This window comes from Salinibacterium sp. M195 (assembly GCF_019443965.1).
Taxonomy (GTDB): Bacteria; Actinomycetota; Actinomycetes; order Actinomycetales; family Microbacteriaceae; genus Rhodoglobus.
Genome location: NZ_CP040814.1, coordinates 2,851,138 through 2,868,337, shown reverse-complemented (window position 1 = coordinate 2,868,337; position 17,200 = coordinate 2,851,138). Strand labels below are relative to the sequence as shown.

The following is a 17,200-nucleotide window of genomic DNA, read 5'->3' as shown; positions in this document are numbered from 1 at the left end:
ACGGATCCGCACGTGGCCCCGAAACCGCAGCCGCGCCGACGCCCAAAGCTACGTCGGCGCCTCGTCGCGGTCGGCGTGCTCGTGTTGCTTGCCGCTGTCGCCATCTGGGCGACCTACCCCGGCATCGGTCGTCTCGCTTACGACGTAACCATTGGAACCGAGACTCGGCTCGCAGGCCTACACACTGAGCAGACCGAAGTCGATGGGCTGCAGATGGCCTACTACGAAGGTGGACCACTGGATGCGCCAACCATCGTGCTGCTTCACGGTTTCAGTGCCGACCGCGACGTTTGGGCTCGGTTCGCAGCCAAGTTCAACGACGACTATCACGTGATAATCCCGGACCTGGCAGGCCACGGCGACACACCGTTCGTCTCCGGGGTGGACTACTCAGCGCCCGCTCAAGCTATCCGGGTCGCCGGGCTGCTTGATCAACTCGGTATCGACCAAGTACACATAATCGGCAACTCGATGGGTGGCTTCATCGCGGCCACCTTTGCGCTCGAAAACCCGGAACGCACGCTTTCGCTGGGACTAAGCGATGCTGCCGGCGTGATCTCCCCTGAGGCGAGCGAGATGAACACGATGACGGAAGCGGGCAACACCAACCCGTTCCTGTTCACTGACCCATCCAAATATGACGACTTCTACGCGATGACGATGGAGAAGCCCCCGTTCCTTCCCGGCTTCGTCAAAGATGCGCTTGCTCAGGATCAAGCAGAACGCCGCGATCAATTAGCCGAAATTACTGCGGACTTTGGAGGCAACGACCTTCTCGATGACCGCCTTGCTGAAATCACCGCGCCCAGCCTGGTGCTCTGGGGCGAGGGAGATCGCATCATCAGCCCGACGGCCGCAGAGGTGTGGGTGGCGGGGCTACCCGATTCCAGACTGGTGACGTACCCCGGAGTGGGACATTTACCGATGCTCGAAATCCCTGAGCTAACCGCCGCGGACTACCGAGCGTTCCTGGCGAACCTCAACTAGCGCCGGATCCTCCCCGCAATCCTCGTGTCGACACCGGGTGTTCATATGCGACGGGTTGACTCGTGGCCATCATGGAATTCCGCCAGCTCGAAGTCTTTCGCACCATCGCCGCCGAACTCCACTTTGGAAAAGCAGCCAAGCGGCTCTTCATTGCTCAAGCATCTGTTAGTCAGATGCTGCAGAAACTTGAAGATGATGTGGGCGTTCGTCTGGTTCACCGAAGTTCGCGGACTGTGCAACTCACGCCGGCGGGAACAGTCTTTCTCTCTGAGATTGAGCGAGTTTTCGCGGCGGTCGAACGATCGGTTTCGCTCGCTCAACAAGCTGCGCGGCGGGGCGGTTCGCTACGAATCGCCACCAACTATCCTGCAAGCAGATTGTTGCTCCTGCCCTTGTTGGCTGACCTTCGAAATCGCGAACCGGGCATGACCACAATGTTGCGAGAAATGGCCTCCCAAGACCAGTTGAAGGCGCTAGTTCGCGGGGATCTTGACTTGGGCCTCGTGTACGGACCGGTCGATGAAGAAGGAATCAGCAGCCAGTTTCTGCTGAGCGTTCCGGTGGTTGCGATGGTGCGGGCGGGTCACCCGCTGTCGAACGCAAGCGAAGCATCGTTCGGGGAGATCGCTCGCTATCTTCAGCTGGCAGGAACCGACCCCACGAGTTCTGCCATCGAAAGTGCAGTGCTGTCGGCCTCACAATCGCAAGGTATCGGTCTGCAAAAGGCGGCCTCAAGAACCGACCCGGCGAGCTATCACCTTGAGCTAGAGACCACCGACAGCGTTGGGTTTGCGTCACTACCGCGCGCTGAACAGAGCAAAGCTAATGGGCTTCACATGCTGAGACTAACTCCGATTGAGCCGACTGTTGATATCCATGTGGCATGGAGCGCACGCCACAGTGAACCCTTAGTGAACTCTGTTGTTGAGAGCCTCATTCAGCTTGCAGAGAGCCTGCGGTAGGCCCGATAGTGCCCTCTTTCACCGATTATGCAGCCCAATTGATCGTTCGGATTCTGGCCATTGATGCCCTCCTTCGTAGCAGCCACGATTGTTCTCGAACGGCCCGCTAACCCGGCGGCCGCCAACGAAAGCGACCTATGCAAATCACCCCACTCGGTATCCTCGCGGGGATGCCAAGCGACGGCCAAGGGAGCTCCGGCTATCTGGTCGAGACTCCTTCATCGAGGTTGTTGCTCGATGCGGGCCCTGGAACCGCGCTCTCACTTAGTCGCTACCTGACGAAGCAGACTCTTGATGCGGTGTTCATTAGCCACCAGCACAGCGACCATATCTACGATCTCCTGCCGCTCGGCAAGATGTTGCTTAACCACCGGCTGTATCGCGACGAGCACACCGGCCAGTTGGCGGTCAACGAGGCGGTGGCCCCGGTTCCACTCTTCGTTCCACGCGGAGCCCTCGTTGTGCTTCAGCAGCTTGCTCAGTTGTTTCCGGTCACGACGCATCCGCTACTCGACCGATCATTTGATCTCGCGTTCGATGTTCACGAATACGAGCCGGGTGAAACACATACTGTTGGCGATTTGGCGTTGCGCTTCGAGCTGCTCAAACACGTTTCGCCCAACTGCGGCATCCGCGTCGAATCCGGCCCAGACAGCCTCGTGTACACGGGCGATACTGGCGTGACGGATGCGCTGCCCGCGTTAGCCGAAGGGGCCGGAACGCTCCTCAGCGAATGCACCCTCCGTGAAACTGACCGCAGTGGCCATGGTCACCTGACCGCCATTGAAGCTGCCGAAGCGGCCCGTGACGCCGGCGTGGCTGAACTAGTTCTTACCCACTTCAGCAGCACCGATCCGGCTGATCATACCTGGCACCAAGACCGCGCCTCCGGCGTTTTTGCCGGTCCCGTGCGTGTCACTCAACCGACCGTCCCGCTCACCATTTCCGCCACTCAGAAAAAGGTTCCCGCATGAATATCTTCCGTCCTTCCGCTTTGGCCTCTCGCAGGTTTGTCGCGGTCCTTGCCGTCGGCTCAGTTCTGGCTGTCTCTGGATGCTCCGCCACTGCGGATGCTGGGGAAGCAGATGGTGTGACCATCACCTTCAGCTCCTACAACTACGGCACCGCTGGAGCCGCAGGCGAAGGTACCCAGCTCCTTCTCGACCGGTTCGCTGAACTCCACCCCGACATCACTGTCGTGCCCGAAGCAGTCCCGGTCGCCGATGTACTCACGAAAACGAAGACCGCTGTCGCTGCGGGAATCGCCCCTGATGTGGTTCAACTGGGCTACAGCAAACTCGCGGAAGGCCTCGAAACGCTCCCGATTCAGTCGATCGAAGAAATTGCCGGTGATGAATGGGCAGACCACGCTGAGGGCATCAATCAAGCACTGATCGCTACCGGTGCGCGTGACGGCGTTGCCTATGCGCTGCCGTACACCGTCTCGATCCCCGCGATCTTCTATAACGCTGATCTATTCCGGGGTGCTGGGCTCGACCCAGACAGCCCGCCAACGAGCATCGAAGCGGTAGCAGCTGCAGCAGAGGCCATCACCGAATCTGGCCACTATGGTGTCTACTTCGGCGCAGTGGATTCGGGCAAGTCCGATTACCTCACCCAGTCGGTCATTAACAGCGCCGGTGGATCGATCGTCGATGAGAACGGTGGGATCACACTGGATTCGACCGAAGCCATCGCCGGACTAAGCGCACTTCAAGACCTCACTCAAGAGGGTCTCCAGCCTGCGGTTGAGGTCGGAGATGCTCTAGCCGCGTTCTCGTCGGGCGAGCTCGGAATGTTCGTCATCACAACTGCGGTACAGGGCACCATCAGTGCCGCAGCCGAAGGCAACTTCGAACTACGCTCTGCCGCGTTCCCGACCTTCTCTGACCAGGCTGCACGCCCCACTCACTCGGGGGCCAGTCTCGTCGTCTTGAGCGAAGACGAAGCCAAGCAACAGGCTGCGTGGGAGTTCGTGAAGTTCATGACGAGCAAAGAGGGCTACACGATGATTACCGAGAACATCGGCTATTTACCACTGCGAGCAGAACTTGCGACCGACCCTGAATACTTGGCTGGGTACTTCGAAGAAAACACACTGCTCCTGCCCGCACTCGACCAGCTCGCTACTGTTGCTCCGTACCTCTCATTCCCCTCAGCGAAGGCGAACCAAGCGACGGTGTTGTTCCAAGACAATGCCGTATCGCCTATCGTGTTGCGGGATGCGGATGTGAAGCTAACGCTCACCGAGACAGCCGACCGCATCCGTGACCTCGTTGGCGCTCCGTGACCATTGTGACCTCATCGATCGCGGGCACTGTCGCTGACAGTGCCCGCGATCGGCGGCGCCGCCCTGGCCGCGCGTGGCCATACGTCACGCCAGTACTGCTGCTGCTCTTCATGTGGATTTATGGTCCGGCCCTCTTCACCGGAGTCTTGTCCTTTCTCGAGTGGAATCTCACGGGGGATGTCGGAGGCTTCGTCGGTTTTGACAACTACGCTCGGTTGTTTCGGGAGCCCGAATTCGGGCAAGCCGCCGGACAAACCCTGCTGTACGCGGCAGCGCTGCTGCCGTTCTCCACTATTGTTCCGATGTTTCTCGCGATCATGCTCTGGCAGAAATCGGGTCGAGCGAGCACCGTGTATCGCTCGTTGCTCTTTCTGCCAGTGATGGTCGCCCCCGTAGCGGCAGCCGTATCGTGGCGGTTCATTCTGAATCCGCTGCAGGGCCTCGCCAATGAAATCATTGGGTTCGTGGGCTTGCCGCCAATGAACTGGCTCGGTGATCCCCGCAGCGCCCTGATCGTGATCGTTCTCGTAACGGCGGCGAAGGTGACCGCGTTCAACATGTTGCTTTACAGCGCAGCGTTAACAGCGCTCGACCGCCGCACGCTTGAGGCCGCGCGTCTCGAATCTGCCACGGCATGGGAAACCACACGATTCATCGTGATTCCCCAATTGCATAAAACAACGGTTCTTCTGGGGATCCTGAGCATTGTGTTGGCGGGGCAATGGGTGTTCACCAACGTCTCAGTTCTCACTCAAGGAGGGCCAGACGGAGTAACCGACAACGTCTATTACCGCATTTACACCCTCGGCTTCGAGTTCTTTGAAACAGGAATGGCATCGGCCGCGGCGGCCATCGTGCTGCTTTTCTTTGCGCTCGCTGGCCTCATCTGGGTACTACTGAGGAGAATCAGTGCGCACCGTTAATCACGCCGCCGGTCTACGGACGCGTTCGCGCGCAGCGACCGGCACCATCGCCTGGCACGCTGTCTTACTCGGGGTGATTCTGGCTATGACATTCCCCGTGCTCTGGGGCATCCTGACGTCGTTCAAACCTGCGAACGAGATCTACTCGTTGACACCACTCTCGGCTCACCCCACGCTCGAGCACTACGTGCACGCGATTACGGTGTGGCCCGTGGGGTTGCTTCTCAGCAATACCTTCGTCATGGCGGCGGGCGTCGTGATCGGTCAAGTCATCATCGCGATTCTCGGCGCATTTGCTCTGGCCTATTTCAGCCCTCGCTACCGCGGTGTGGTTCTCACTCTGCTCACCATTTCGCTGGCCATCCCGCCGCAGGCGCTCATCATTCCCCAGTTCTTGATGACAGCCAAGCTGGGCTGGCTTAACACCGAAGCGGGATTGATCGTGCCGCAACTCGGATCGTCGGCGTTGGCGGTTCTCCTGTTGCTGCAACACGTTGACGGACTACCGCGGTCGCTCCTCAACGCCGCGCGACTCGACGGTGCCCGACCGTTTGAGGTGCTGTGGAACATAGTGTTGCCGGCATTGCGACCAGCGATTGCTGCCGTCAGCATCCTCGTCTTCATCACTAGCTGGAACGACTACCTCTGGCCATTGCTGGTAGCGCCACGCCAGATCGACACCACGGTGCAGATCGGCTTGCGTCAGTTCGAGACCGCAGAAGGCACCAACTTCGGCGGATTGCTCGCCGCCGCTACCCTCACCAGTTTGCCCATTCTCATCGTGTATCTCGTCGCTTCGCGTCGAATCACTGATGCCTTCCTTCAGTCGGGACTCAAATGACACTCACTACTCATAGCGGCGATATTCGCCTTTCTGGTCTCACCAAGAAATTCGGCACCGCGGTGGCGCTTGACGGCATCGACCTGGAGATTCCTGCCGGTTCTCTCACCGTGGTCGTTGGGCCATCGGGATGCGGCAAATCAACCCTGCTGCGGGTGCTCTCTGGCTTAGACACTGCAACCACCGGCGAGCTCATTCTCGGCGGTGAACCACTCACGAGTCAGCGTGCCGGCGAGCGCGACGTGGCCATGGTTTTTCAGGACTATGCCCTCTACCCGCATATGTCTGTCGCCGCGAACCTTTCCTTCGGGTTGCGACTTCACGCTCGACACGATCGGCAGACGGGTCCCTCGAAAACGGAGATCAGCCAACGGGTAGCCAGCGTTGCGGCCTTGCTCGGACTTGATTCGCTGCTCGATCGCAAGCCGTCGCAGCTCAGCGGAGGGCAGCGCCAGCGAGTGGCGCTGGGACGGGCGATCATTCGACGTCCACAGGTGCTGCTCTTGGATGAGCCGCTCTCAGCACTCGATTCTCAATTGCGGGCCAGCGCCCGCGCCGAGATTCTGCGTCTCCACCGCGAGATCAAAGCGACGCTCGTATTGGTCACGCACGATCAACACGAGGCGCTGTCGATGGCTACCCACCTCGTGGTCATGGATGCAGGCAGAGTCGCGCAGGCTGGCACCGCTGAGGAACTTTTCCACCGCCCCGCTAGCGAGTTCGTGGCAACGTTTGTGGGATCTCCTGCAATGAATCTGCAATCAGAGCCGGATGGCGCTGGGCGCGTCGGCTGGCGAGCTGGCGATGCAGAGATCCTGCCTCCGCTCGGTAAAGAAACCTCCGAGGTCGATTCATCCGCAGCGCTTCACGTATCGGGGATTGCCGAGGTGTGCGAGTTCACGGGCGATGGCCAGCAGGTTCTCATCCGCGACGGCGCGCACACCTTCACCATCACTCAGCGTGAAGGAGAGCGCTGGCTGAAGCCGGGTGATCCCGTTCGCGCCACAATTGCTGCTGCTCGCCTTCACTACTTTGACTCGAATGGAAACCGCCGCAATGTCATCTGATTTCGCACCCGCACCCGCACCGGCAGTCGGCCTCGGAGTCATCTGGTGTGACTTTGGGGGAGTCCTGACCCCTCCCCTTGACGAAGCCATTGCTCAGGTTGTTGCGGCGAGCGGTGTCCCGTGGAGCGTGCTCATGGAGGCGGCAACGCGAGTAGCCCACGATCTCGACGTCACAGGACTTCGGCCTCTTGAGTTGGGGCTCATCAGTCAGGCAGAGTGGGGTGCGCTCCTTGAGAAAGCCCTGCCGATCGGTACCGTTAGTCAGGTGGACCTCGGCCGCTGGGACGAATACTGGTACCGCGATCGGCCTCTCAACACTGAGCTGCTTGGTGAACTTCACCGATTGACTGATGCTGGAGTGCGCGTCGGAATGCTGACGAACAGCGTGGCTGAGTGGGAACCCCACCGGGCGAAGATGCTGGCCGGAGTCGATGTCTTCGAGGCCTGGGTGCGGTCGCACGAAATCGGCTTGGCTAAACCTGACCCGCGCATTTTTGCTCACGCTGATGAGAAGCTGTCACCGTCAGGTTCAGTGGTTGTGTTGATCGACGATATCGCCGCTAATTGTTTAGCAGCGCGAGCGCACGGATGGACGAGCATTCACCACGTGTCGACGAAATCAACAATCGCCGAGCTTCATGCCCTCCTACTGAAATGACGAGACAACGAAACTAGCTAAACCAGCCCCAGCGCCTGCCGCACGTGCACGAACTGCGTGAGGAACGCGCGCTCGTCGAGGCGTTTGCGGCGCATCCACGACGTCACTTCGCTGTTGCTTTTGCTGGCGTTGCAGGAGCCGCAGGCGGGCACAACGTTGCCGACGGTGTAGCTGCCGCCGCGAGAGATCGGCTGAACGCAATCCTTTTGCAGCGCGGTGTCGGTCGCGGCGCAATAGGCGCAGCCGCCCCACTCGCGCTTGAGCTCTTCCCACTGCTCGGCGGTGAGATCGTTGTCGGCGGCGTCGACCCGGCGTTTGCGGCGTCGTGCAGCGCGAGCCCGTCGAGTCTGAACTACTGCCATACCGCTAAGTTAGTGCACCGCTACGGCGGTGCCGGTCACGAAGAGCGCGCGGCGGCTGCTATCGGTTCAACTCACCGCCTCGGGGATTGAGTGCGGGAACGAACGTCATGCGTGGGCGTGAGCTAGGGCGGCGAATACCTGGATTCTCGAGCGACCCCGGAGTCATCAAGAGCAGTGCGACGCCACCAACCACGGCTGAGGCGACGAGCAACACGATGAGGGGCGCCGTCCAGTTGCCCGAGATGGCGTGAACGACACCGACCGACAGCGGTCCGAGGGCTCCGAGCACGTAGCCGACTCCTTGTACAAAACCGCTAAGCGCGATCGAGCCTTCGTAGGTAAGCGTGCGTAGGTTGACGAGGAGCAGGCTCAGCGGAAAGATCAGCGTGCCGATTCCGAGGATGGACACCCACAGCCAGGTCATGACTGATGGCGCCAAGATGAGGCCGAGGTAACCGACAACGAAGGCGGCAACGCCCGGGTAGACGAGGTGCAGGGGTTCGCGCATCCGATTCGCAATAAACGGCACGAGGATCGCGGCAGGGATTCCGATGGTCGCGAACAGCGAGAGAAGTTGCCCGGCTTCGGTTTCGGTGGCTCCGGCGGTCGATACCAGCAGGGGTGGCAGCCACGCGAACATCGCGTAGCCGTTGAAGCTGGAGACGGCGAAGATGAGCGAAACGCCCCACGCGATCCGTGATTTCCAGAGGCCACCGATGCGGGGCGTCGGGATTGTGGAGGCGGCATTGGCGGTGTCTCGACTGCGGCGCCCGACAACGAGTGCGATCCACGGGATGATCGCCAGCATGCCAATGAGTGCCCACGAGCCGAGCGACTCACGCCACCCCGTCGCCTGCGCGAGAGGCACCGCCAGCAACGGTGGCACGAGCGCGCCAACGGAGATAAGCGTCACGTACAGCGACGTGACGAGCCCGATGCGTCGCGGAAAGTACTTCTTGACCAACGGCGGCAAAAGAACGTTCGCGACGCCCATGCCGAGGAACGCGAAGATACCACCCACGAGCAGACCCGCGAATGAGAAGCTCGTCGCTCGCACAAGCTGACCGCCCACAATCGCCACGAGAGCGCCAAGCAGAATCCACTCCGCGTGCAGGCGACGACTGACCAAGTGCATCGTGAGCCCGGCCACAGCGAAACATGCCGGCGCAAGCATGCCGAGGATGCCGAGAGCAACGCTGTCGAGCGAAATGTCCCGCTGCACCGCGACAATAATCGGCGACAACGACGCAACCGCAGGGCGGAGGTTCAGGGCGACGAGCAGGATGCCGGCCAGGGCGAGGGGGCCGCCCCAGCGTCGATTCACAGTGGCCAAGCCGGGGCAGCGTTGGACGGGCGGGTCTGCTCGTACCAGTGGCTGGCGCGCATGACTTCGAGGTCGTCGTAGCGACGTCCGGCAATCTGCAGCCCGATCGGACGACCGTCGGCGGTGAACCCGCAGTTCAGTGTCGACGCGGGTTGCTCCGAGAAGTTGTAGGGCGCGGTGTAGGCAATGTGGTGCAGCGAGGTTGCGGCATCGTTGCTCGGCATGGGCCACTCGGCAGGGAACGCCGCGACGGGCGATGCTGCCGACAGCACCAGATCGTAGGGCGCGGTGGAGCGCACCGTGCTGTCACGCATCGACTGAATCGTTTGGTAATGACGCAGTGATTCAACCCCAGTAACGCCTTGACCGGCGAGAACCCAGTCTTGGATGAACGGCAGCACCATCGCTTGACGCTCCGGGCTCAACGCCTCGAAGTCTCCGAGCGAACGCACCCGCAAGAACATGTCGAGGTCATCGAGATACTCCTCGGTCATGGGCGGAGCGATCTCGGTGATCTCGGCACTGGCGGCAGCAAAGTGGCTGACGGCATCCTGAATCGCAGCAGCGACCTCAGGGTCAGTCGGCAAACCAGCGCCACCCTCCAAGTGGAAGGCGACCTTCTTGCCGCGCATCGCAGCCTCAAGGTCGGGATAGTGAATGTCGCTCCAGTCGAGATCTTGCTGGCCGAGGCTCGTGTAGTCACGAATATCGGGTCGCGTCATCACGCTCATCATGAGAGCAGCGTCATCGACCGTGCGGGTGAGGGGGCCGGCGACGCGACCCATGTAGGGCGGATCGACGGCGACGCGTCCCGAGCTGGGCTTGAGAGTAAAGAGCCCGAGCCACGTTGCCGGAAGGCGCAGTGATCCGCCGATGTCCGAACCGGAATGCAGCGGGCCAACGCCCGCCGCCGCTGCAGCACCGGCTCCACCACTGGAACCACCAACAGTCCACGCGGGGTTCCAGGGGCTGCGAGTGATGCCGTGCAGCGACGAGACACCCGAGGAGAGCATCCCGTAGTCAGGCATCACAGTGATGCCGAAAATAACGCCACCCGATTCTTTGAGGCGGGCCGCGAGAGGACCGTCAGCGGTGGCCGGAGGCGCGTCGAACTTCGCTGCCGTGCCCGAAGGCTGGCTGAAGCCGGCCAGCGCGACATTCTCTTTGATCGTCGATGGAACGCCGTCGATGGCGCCCAGCGGTTCGCCAGCAGCCCAGCGCTTCTCGCTCGCCTCAGCCGCAGCGGTAGCCCCTGCGGTATCGATGGCATAAAAACAATTCAGCTCGGCCTGCTTGGCTTCCGCTCGCTCGAGCACAGCGCGGGTGACCTCGACGGGGGAGATCGCTCGGCTCGCGAAGAGGGAAACAAGTTCAGTAGCGGTCAGCGTTGCCAACGATGCGGTGCTGCCGGTGGGGGTGGCGGTCATGCGAGGACGCTCCAGTCGAGGTCAGTGGGGAGAGGGAAACGTTCCAGAGTCACTACCGGGGTCGTCACGGTGCGAGCGGAATCAATGGCATCCAGAATGGCGAGACGCATGGCTTCGGCCGCTGCGGTTTGCAGAGCGAAGAGCGACGCTACGCGACCGCTGCGGTCATCGCCGGCCAGTTCCTTTTTGGACGTAGCGAGCACAAAAATGGTGTCGCCATCGGTGAGCGTGTGCACGGGGTTCAGCACCCGAGCGAACCCGTCGTGGGCGGTCGTCGCCGTGCGTGACGCTTCCGCCGGATCGAGAATCGCGTTCGTCGCGACTACGGCGATGGTCGTGTTGAGTCCCTGCGGCGGCGATGCCGAACGCACCGGCTCGAGGCCAGCCGCCGCGGCTGCGGCTTTGCCGCTTGCCGTCGTAGACGCTGTCGTCTGAGGCAGCCACGGAATCCCGACCGCATTCACGACCACGATTGCCCCGACGACGATGTCTCCGTTGTCTCCGGGGAGAGTGACCGAGGCTGTGCCTACGCCGCCCTTGTAGATTCCGCCGAGTGCGCCACCGGTGCCAGCACCGACGTTGCCGCGCTCAACAGGGCTGAAAGGTGGGCTCGCGGCAGCGGCTGCTGCGGCGTCGTATCCCATCTGCTCGGTAGGGCGATTGCCGAATTCTCCACCGCGCCCGAGATCAAAAATGGCGGCAGCGGGAACAATCGGCACCACCTCGTGGGGGAGGGTGCCGACGAGAATTCCGCGCTCATCTTCCTCACACCAGCGCTGAGCGCCCTGGGCCGAAGCCAGGCCGTAGGCGCTTCCGCCAGTGAGCACCACAGCATCAACCGTCGGCACCAGAGTGCGTGGGTCGAGAGCATCGGTCTCGTGGGTGCCTGGACCACCGCCGCGCACATCAACGCCGCCGATGGTGTCGGCGTCGGGCAACACCACGGTCACGCCGCTGAGCCAGCCATCGCCCTGACGGTTGACCTGACCGACACGGATGCCGTCTACGTCAGTAATGGAACCAACGTCGCGGCGGTCGGTGCTGTCTGCGCCGCTCACGAGCGGGCCCGTCCGGCGAGTTCGGAGATCGACGGTGTCGCGCTCACGAGCTTCTGGGTGTACGGGTGAAGCGGATTGTCGTAGACATCGTCGGTCGGTCCGCATTCGACTATGCGGCCATCCGACAGCACGGCAACGGTGTCGCAGGCGTGCCGGATAACCCCGAGGTCGTGCGACACAAACAGAAGCGTGAGCGCGTACTCGTCGACCAGATCAGAGAGCAGGTTGAGCACCTGTGCCCGCACCGAAACGTCCAGGGCACTCACGGCCTCATCCGCCACCAACACGCGAGGACGCGTGATGAGGGCTCGCGCAATCGAAATGCGTTGGCGCTGACCACCCGAGAACTGGTGCGGATGACGGTGCATGACATCGGCATCCAAACCGACGGACTCCAACTGGGCAATCACTCGCTCGCGGGACTCATCGCGGCTGACCCCGCGTAGCGGCTCCGCGACGATCTGCTCAACCTTCATGCGTGGATCTAGCGAGCCCATGGGGTCTTGGAACACGATCTGCACCTTGCTGCGGAAGTCGCGCAAGTCGCGCTCTTTCGCTCCCGCCAGCTCTTGGCCAGAAACCGTGATGCTGCCACCGGTCGGTTCGTCGAGGGCACACATCAGTCGCATCAGGGTCGACTTTCCTGACCCCGATTCCCCGACGATACCGAAGCGCTGGCCCTTAGCCACGTCGAAGTCGAGACCGCGTAGGCCGTGCACGACGGGTGGCTTGCCGAAAAGCTTGCCGCCACCGCGGCGCTTGTACTGACGAGTGAGCTCGCGCACCCGAATCAGCGGCTCGCCCGGAATCTCGTTGAAGATGATGCGCTCGTCGGGGTCGGTGCGACGCTGGTGGGGAATGACGAAATCTGGGGCGCTGGCCAAAGCCGGCGTTGCCAGTGCGGGTTCGACCGACTGCGACGGCTCAGCGGGTTTCGTGGCGACAGGCTGCTGCAGCGCTGCTGCGAGCTCTGCGGCGGTGGGAAGCGTGATCGCACTTGTCGCAATCGTGTGCAGGCGACCCCGCTCATCCACGACGGAAAGATTGGACGCCGCAATGAGTGCTTTCGTATACGGATGCTGCGGGTTGGTGATGACCTGTTCCACCGTTCCGTCTTCCACTATGTCGCCCTTGTACATGACGAGCACGCGCTCGCAGACTTCAGCGACCACCCCGATGTCGTGGGTGATGAAGAGCAGTGAGGTGCCGCGTTCCGTGACAAGACCTTCGATCAGGCGCAGCACCTCTGCCTGCACCGTGACATCCAGAGCAGTTGTCGGTTCGTCGCACAACAACAGCTTGGGGTCGTTGGCCATCGCCATCGCGAGCATGACGCGTTGGCGTTGTCCGCCGGAGAGTTGGTGGGGGAAGGCAAGGGCAGCTTCAGCGGGATTCGGAAGCTTCACTTGCGCCAACAGTTCAACGGCACGCGCACTGGCAGACTGACCGGCAGGAACTGTGCGGTGCTGGGTCATGATCTCGGCCACCTGTGCACCGACCTTCATGAGCGGGTTCAGCGCGGTCATGGGCTCTTGGAAGACCATGGCCATCGTGTTGCCGCGCAGCTGGCTGAGCTTTGTCTCCGAGGCGTGCACAAGGTCACCGTGACCGCCGGCGAGGTGAATCTCCCCGTTGGCGGCGAGCGTCTCAGGGAGCAATCCCATGACGGATGTCGCGGTGAGCGACTTGCCAGAACCGGATTCCCCAATGAGCCCAACGCGCTCGCCGGGGGCAATGTCGAAACTGATGCCGTGCAGTAGTTCCGCGTACGCGGAGTTGACGGTGAGGTTGCGAACGCTGAGTGTCGGTTCGCCGGAGGTGTCTGAAGTGGTCATCGTTTTACCTGCATTCTGGGGTCGAGCCGGTCGCGTAATCCGTCGCCGAGGAGGTTGAATCCGAGCACTGCGATGGCGATCGCAATGCCGGGCCACACCACCAAGAGCGGTTGAACATAGAGGTAGCCCTGCGCGTCTTGCAGCATCCGGCCCCAGGAAGGTGTTGGCGGGGTGGTTCCGAGCCCGAGGTAGGAGAGGGCGGCTTCGGCGAGCACGGCGATACCAAACGAGACGGATGCTTGCACAATCAGGATTCCCGAAATGTTGGGCAGTACGTGCTTCACGCCAACGAACCAGCAGTTCTTTCCGGAGGCTTTGGACGCCTGCACGTATTCGCGGCTCATCACCTGCTGGGTGCCACTGCGGGCAATTGAGGCGAATGAGGGCGCTGAACCGATGCCGAGCGCGACCATGGCGGTCAGGGTGTTGGCCCCGAACACAGCGCCGAAGATGATGGCGAGCAGCAGGGCGGGGAAGGCGAGCAGGATGTCGTTGCCGCGCATCATGAACTGGTCGAGGCGGCCGGGGTTCATGCCCGCAACGATGCCGAAGGGCACGCCGAGCACGGCCGCGATGCCGACGGCGACGAGCCCGACGATCAGAGAGATCTGAGCACCGCGCAGGATCGAGCTGAGCACGTCGCGCCCGAAGTTGTCGGTGCCGAGGAGGTGTTCGGCGCCGGGCGGGAGAAGGAGCTCTCCCGGGAAGACGCCTTCGGGGTCGAAGGGCGTCCAGAACGCGGAGAGCACGGCGGCGAAGACGACGAGTCCGATGAGGGCGATGCCAACGACAAGGTTGCCGTTGCGGCGTTTGCCGGAGGGTGTGGCATTGCGGCGCAGGCGCGATGCCGCGGCAGCGGGAGGTGTTGTCGTCATGAGGCGCTCCGAAGTCGGGGGTCAACAATTGTGTAGGCGATGTCGATCAGGAGGTTCAGGAGTAGCACTAGGGCTACGAGAACCATCACGATTCCTTGAATGCTGGGCAGGTCCCGCAGGGCTACCTTGTCGAGCAGGAGGCTGCCGAGTCCGGGGATCGCGAAGACGCGTTCGATGACAACGGCGCCGATCAGTAGCGAGGCAATCTGAAGGCCGAGCACTGTCATCACGGGGATGGCGGCGTTGCGAAGGCCGTGGCGCATGAGTGCTCGATTGGGGGTGAGGCCCTTGGCGCGAGCGGTGCGGAGAAAGTCTTCCCGCATCACTTCAAGAACCGAGGAGCGAACGTAGCGGCTGAGCACGGCACCCTGAACGGAGCCGAGGGCGATCGCCGGGAGGATGAGATGTTCGAGGAATCCGACGAAGTCTTCTCCCGGAGAATCCCATCCGCCGGCCGGTAGCCATTTGAGTTTCACGGCGAAGAGCGCCACGAGAAGGATTCCGAAGAGGAAGCCGGGGATCGAGATTCCGATCTGGCTGATACCGGAAATGATCACGCCATCCGCTTTGTTCTGGCGCACAGCAGAGAGGATGCCCATCGGGATAGCGAAGAGAAGCGCAAGGATCACGCTGGAGATCACGAGCACCCCGGTGATGGCGAGGGCGTCGCCGATCTGGGGCCCGATTTCTTGACCCGACACGGTTGAGGTGCCGAAGTCGCCGATCGCGAGGTTTCCGAACCAGTCGAAGAACTGAGCATAGAGCGGGCGGTCGAGACCCATCAATTTTTCTTGGGCAATGACTTGGGCTTCAGTCGCATCAATACCGAGTGCGACGCGTGCCGCGTTTCCAGGAAGGATCGACAGCATGAGAAACGTGATGATGGATGCCGCCACCAGTGTCGCGGCAAAGACGCCGATACGGCGGGCGATGGTCAACAGCATGTTTGGGCCTTTTCGCAGTGATGGGACTGGGGTCTGTCGGGCGGAGCCGGGGCATCGGGGTTGGTGACGTCCCGGCCCCGCCCGTTAGGGGTGTGGTGCTGGTGAGGCGGGTTCTAGCGGGCGATCGTGGCCAGGTCGAATGACAACGTCGGAGCGTTCAGTGGCACCCCGGTGAGGTCGGCATCTGCCGCCGTCACGTTGGGGTTGAGGAAGAGCCAGTCGGCCGCGGCTTCTTCGGCCATGGTCGCGGTGGCCTTCTTCATCAACTCGACGAAGGTTGCTTCGTCGCTAGCATCAGCCTCAGCGAATAGCGCCATTACTTCGGGGTTGTCGTACCCGGCGTAGTACCCCGGTGCGGCAAACGCTGTAATGTCGCGCGGTTCGGTGTGCGCGACGATCGAGATGTCGTAGTCGTGGTTGGTGAAGACCTCGTCGAGCCAGACTGCGGGGAATTCCAGTGTGGTGACGTCGGCGGTGATGCCGACTTGAGCGAGCTGATCCTTGACAACCTGTCCGGCATCCATGGCGTAGGGCAGGTTGGGGAGCTTCATCGAGACGGTGAGGTCGCTGACGCCAGCTTCAGCCAGAAGGGCTTCTGCCTTGGCGGGGTCGTAGGGGTAAAGGTCGACAAGTGAGTCATCGAACCAGGGGTCGGTCGGCGGAACCATCGAGCCGATAAGCGACCCGTAACCGCTGTTCACGGTGTCGAGCACGGCCTGGCGGTCGACGGCGTACATGACGGCTTGACGAACGCGAACGTCGCTGAAAGCGTCACTCTGGTTGTTCAGCGTCATTGTGGTCTCGCCGGTCGATGTTCCTTCGTAGACGGCAAAGTCGTCATCCGATTCGAACTGCCCGATCAACTGGTACGCGGTGAGCGCCGAGATGAGGTCGATGTCCCCACCCAAGAGGGCGTTGGTCTGCGCGGTAGCGTCGGCGTAGTACATGAAGGTGACGTCGCTCATAAAGGGTGCTTCACCCCAGTAGTCGTCGCGTTCGGTCAGCTCGAGGCTGGTGCCGGAGGTGAATTCGGTCACGTCGTAGGGACCAGTCCCGATGGGATCCGTGGCGAGGTCAGCGACGCCGTCTGTGCTGAACATTGTTCCGACGGGGCCAGCCATGTTGAAGAGCCAGCTGTTGCTCGGGGTACTAAGAGTGATCGTGACCTCGGTGTCGGAAACGACATCGACGGATGCGATGGGGTCGAGGTAGCCCGGCCCGTTTGCTGTCCAATTGTCAGCGACGCGCTCGAGGCTGAACTTCACGCTCTCGGCGGTAAATGGCGATCCGTTGGAGAACGTGACGCCTTCGTGAAGCATGAAGGTGTAGACGAGCCCGTCGTCGCTGACCGTGTAGGACTCGGCGAGAAGCGGCTGGATGTCGCCTGCGTTGTCGATCTTTACGAGACCTTCGTAGACGTTGTAGAGCAGCGCCTGCGGAATGGCTGCGCCGCCGGTGGTGGAGAAGTCGAGGTTTGCCGGGGACGCGAGGAGGCCGACAACCAGTTCAGTGCTCGGCGCAGCATCGGAGGAGTTGCCGGTAGCGGAACAGCCGACGAGTGTAAGGGAAGCAACCAGTGCGGTTGCGGTGATGGCGAAGGTTTTTCGCCGAGTAAAGGACCTCATGTCTTGACAATCTCCTTGATTT

At 61.8% G+C, this 17,200-nt stretch carries 16 protein-coding genes; 8 read left to right on the top strand and 8 right to left on the bottom strand.

Features of this window, described 5'->3' with window-relative positions; genetic code table 11:
- The first annotated feature begins 12 nt into the window (after positions 1-12).
- From FFT87_RS13735 to FFT87_RS13700, 8 genes are all read left to right on the top strand, one after another.
- Complete coding sequence (locus tag FFT87_RS13735) at positions 13-987, top strand: alpha/beta fold hydrolase (protein WP_219949237.1); 975 nt, start codon at positions 13-15, stop codon at positions 985-987.
- A 71-nt stretch (positions 988-1,058) separates the two neighbouring features.
- Positions 1,059-1,949: a LysR family transcriptional regulator gene (locus FFT87_RS13730; protein ID WP_255560163.1), complete on the top strand. Its 891-nt coding sequence runs from the start codon at positions 1,059-1,061 to the stop codon at positions 1,947-1,949.
- Positions 1,950-2,086: 137 nt separating this feature from the next.
- Positions 2,087-2,923 (top strand): MBL fold metallo-hydrolase, encoded by an 837-nt coding sequence (locus tag FFT87_RS13725; protein WP_219949235.1) that lies wholly within the window; start codon positions 2,087-2,089, stop codon positions 2,921-2,923.
- Positions 2,920-4,239 (top strand): extracellular solute-binding protein, encoded by a 1,320-nt coding sequence (locus FFT87_RS13720; protein WP_219949234.1) that lies wholly within the window; start codon positions 2,920-2,922, stop codon positions 4,237-4,239. Before FFT87_RS13725 ends, FFT87_RS13720 begins: the two co-directional genes overlap by 4 nt.
- Positions 4,236-5,162 (top strand): carbohydrate ABC transporter permease, encoded by a 927-nt coding sequence (locus FFT87_RS13715; protein ID WP_219949233.1) that lies wholly within the window; start codon positions 4,236-4,238, stop codon positions 5,160-5,162. Before FFT87_RS13720 ends, FFT87_RS13715 begins: the two co-directional genes overlap by 4 nt.
- A complete protein-coding gene (locus FFT87_RS13710; RefSeq protein WP_219949232.1) occupies positions 5,149-6,003 on the top strand; it encodes a carbohydrate ABC transporter permease in 855 nt (284 codons plus the stop codon). The genes FFT87_RS13715 and FFT87_RS13710 overlap by 14 nt, the downstream gene beginning before the upstream one ends.
- On the top strand, positions 6,000-7,070 hold the full coding sequence (locus FFT87_RS13705) for an ABC transporter ATP-binding protein (RefSeq protein WP_219949231.1): 1,071 nt from the start codon (positions 6,000-6,002) through the stop codon (positions 7,068-7,070). Before FFT87_RS13710 ends, FFT87_RS13705 begins: the two co-directional genes overlap by 4 nt.
- A complete protein-coding gene (locus FFT87_RS13700) occupies positions 7,060-7,728 on the top strand; it encodes an HAD-IA family hydrolase (RefSeq protein WP_219949230.1) in 669 nt (222 codons plus the stop codon). Before FFT87_RS13705 ends, FFT87_RS13700 begins: the two co-directional genes overlap by 11 nt.
- Before the next feature lie 17 nt (positions 7,729-7,745).
- Here the strand turns inward: FFT87_RS13700 and FFT87_RS13695 are convergent, their stop codons facing one another.
- From FFT87_RS13695 to FFT87_RS13660, 8 genes are all read right to left on the bottom strand, one after another.
- Entirely contained in the window at positions 7,746-8,090 is a 345-nt protein-coding gene (locus tag FFT87_RS13695) for an HNH endonuclease (protein WP_219949229.1), read from the bottom strand.
- Positions 8,091-8,148: 58 nt separating this feature from the next.
- Positions 8,149-9,414, bottom strand: coding sequence for a CynX/NimT family MFS transporter (locus tag FFT87_RS13690; protein WP_219949228.1), 1,266 nt, complete (start codon positions 9,412-9,414; stop codon positions 8,149-8,151).
- The gene (locus FFT87_RS13685; RefSeq protein WP_219949227.1) at positions 9,411-10,841 is read right to left on the bottom strand and encodes an amidase; all 1,431 of its coding nucleotides are present in this window, start codon (positions 10,839-10,841) and stop codon (positions 9,411-9,413) included. Before FFT87_RS13685 ends, FFT87_RS13690 begins: the two co-directional genes overlap by 4 nt.
- Positions 10,838-11,899, bottom strand: coding sequence for a P1 family peptidase (locus FFT87_RS13680; protein WP_255559961.1), 1,062 nt, complete (start codon positions 11,897-11,899; stop codon positions 10,838-10,840). Before FFT87_RS13680 ends, FFT87_RS13685 begins: the two co-directional genes overlap by 4 nt.
- A complete protein-coding gene (locus tag FFT87_RS13675) occupies positions 11,896-13,734 on the bottom strand; it encodes an ABC transporter ATP-binding protein (RefSeq protein ID WP_219949225.1) in 1,839 nt (612 codons plus the stop codon). Before FFT87_RS13675 ends, FFT87_RS13680 begins: the two co-directional genes overlap by 4 nt.
- On the bottom strand, positions 13,731-14,609 hold the full coding sequence (locus FFT87_RS13670; protein WP_219949224.1) for an ABC transporter permease: 879 nt from the start codon (positions 14,607-14,609) through the stop codon (positions 13,731-13,733). Before FFT87_RS13670 ends, FFT87_RS13675 begins: the two co-directional genes overlap by 4 nt.
- The gene (locus FFT87_RS13665) at positions 14,606-15,553 is read right to left on the bottom strand and encodes an ABC transporter permease (protein WP_219949223.1); all 948 of its coding nucleotides are present in this window, start codon (positions 15,551-15,553) and stop codon (positions 14,606-14,608) included. The genes FFT87_RS13670 and FFT87_RS13665 overlap by 4 nt, the downstream gene beginning before the upstream one ends.
- A 113-nt stretch (positions 15,554-15,666) precedes the next feature.
- Complete coding sequence (locus FFT87_RS13660) at positions 15,667-17,178, bottom strand: ABC transporter substrate-binding protein (protein ID WP_219949222.1); 1,512 nt, start codon at positions 17,176-17,178, stop codon at positions 15,667-15,669.
- Between the last annotated feature and the right edge of the window lie 22 nt (positions 17,179-17,200).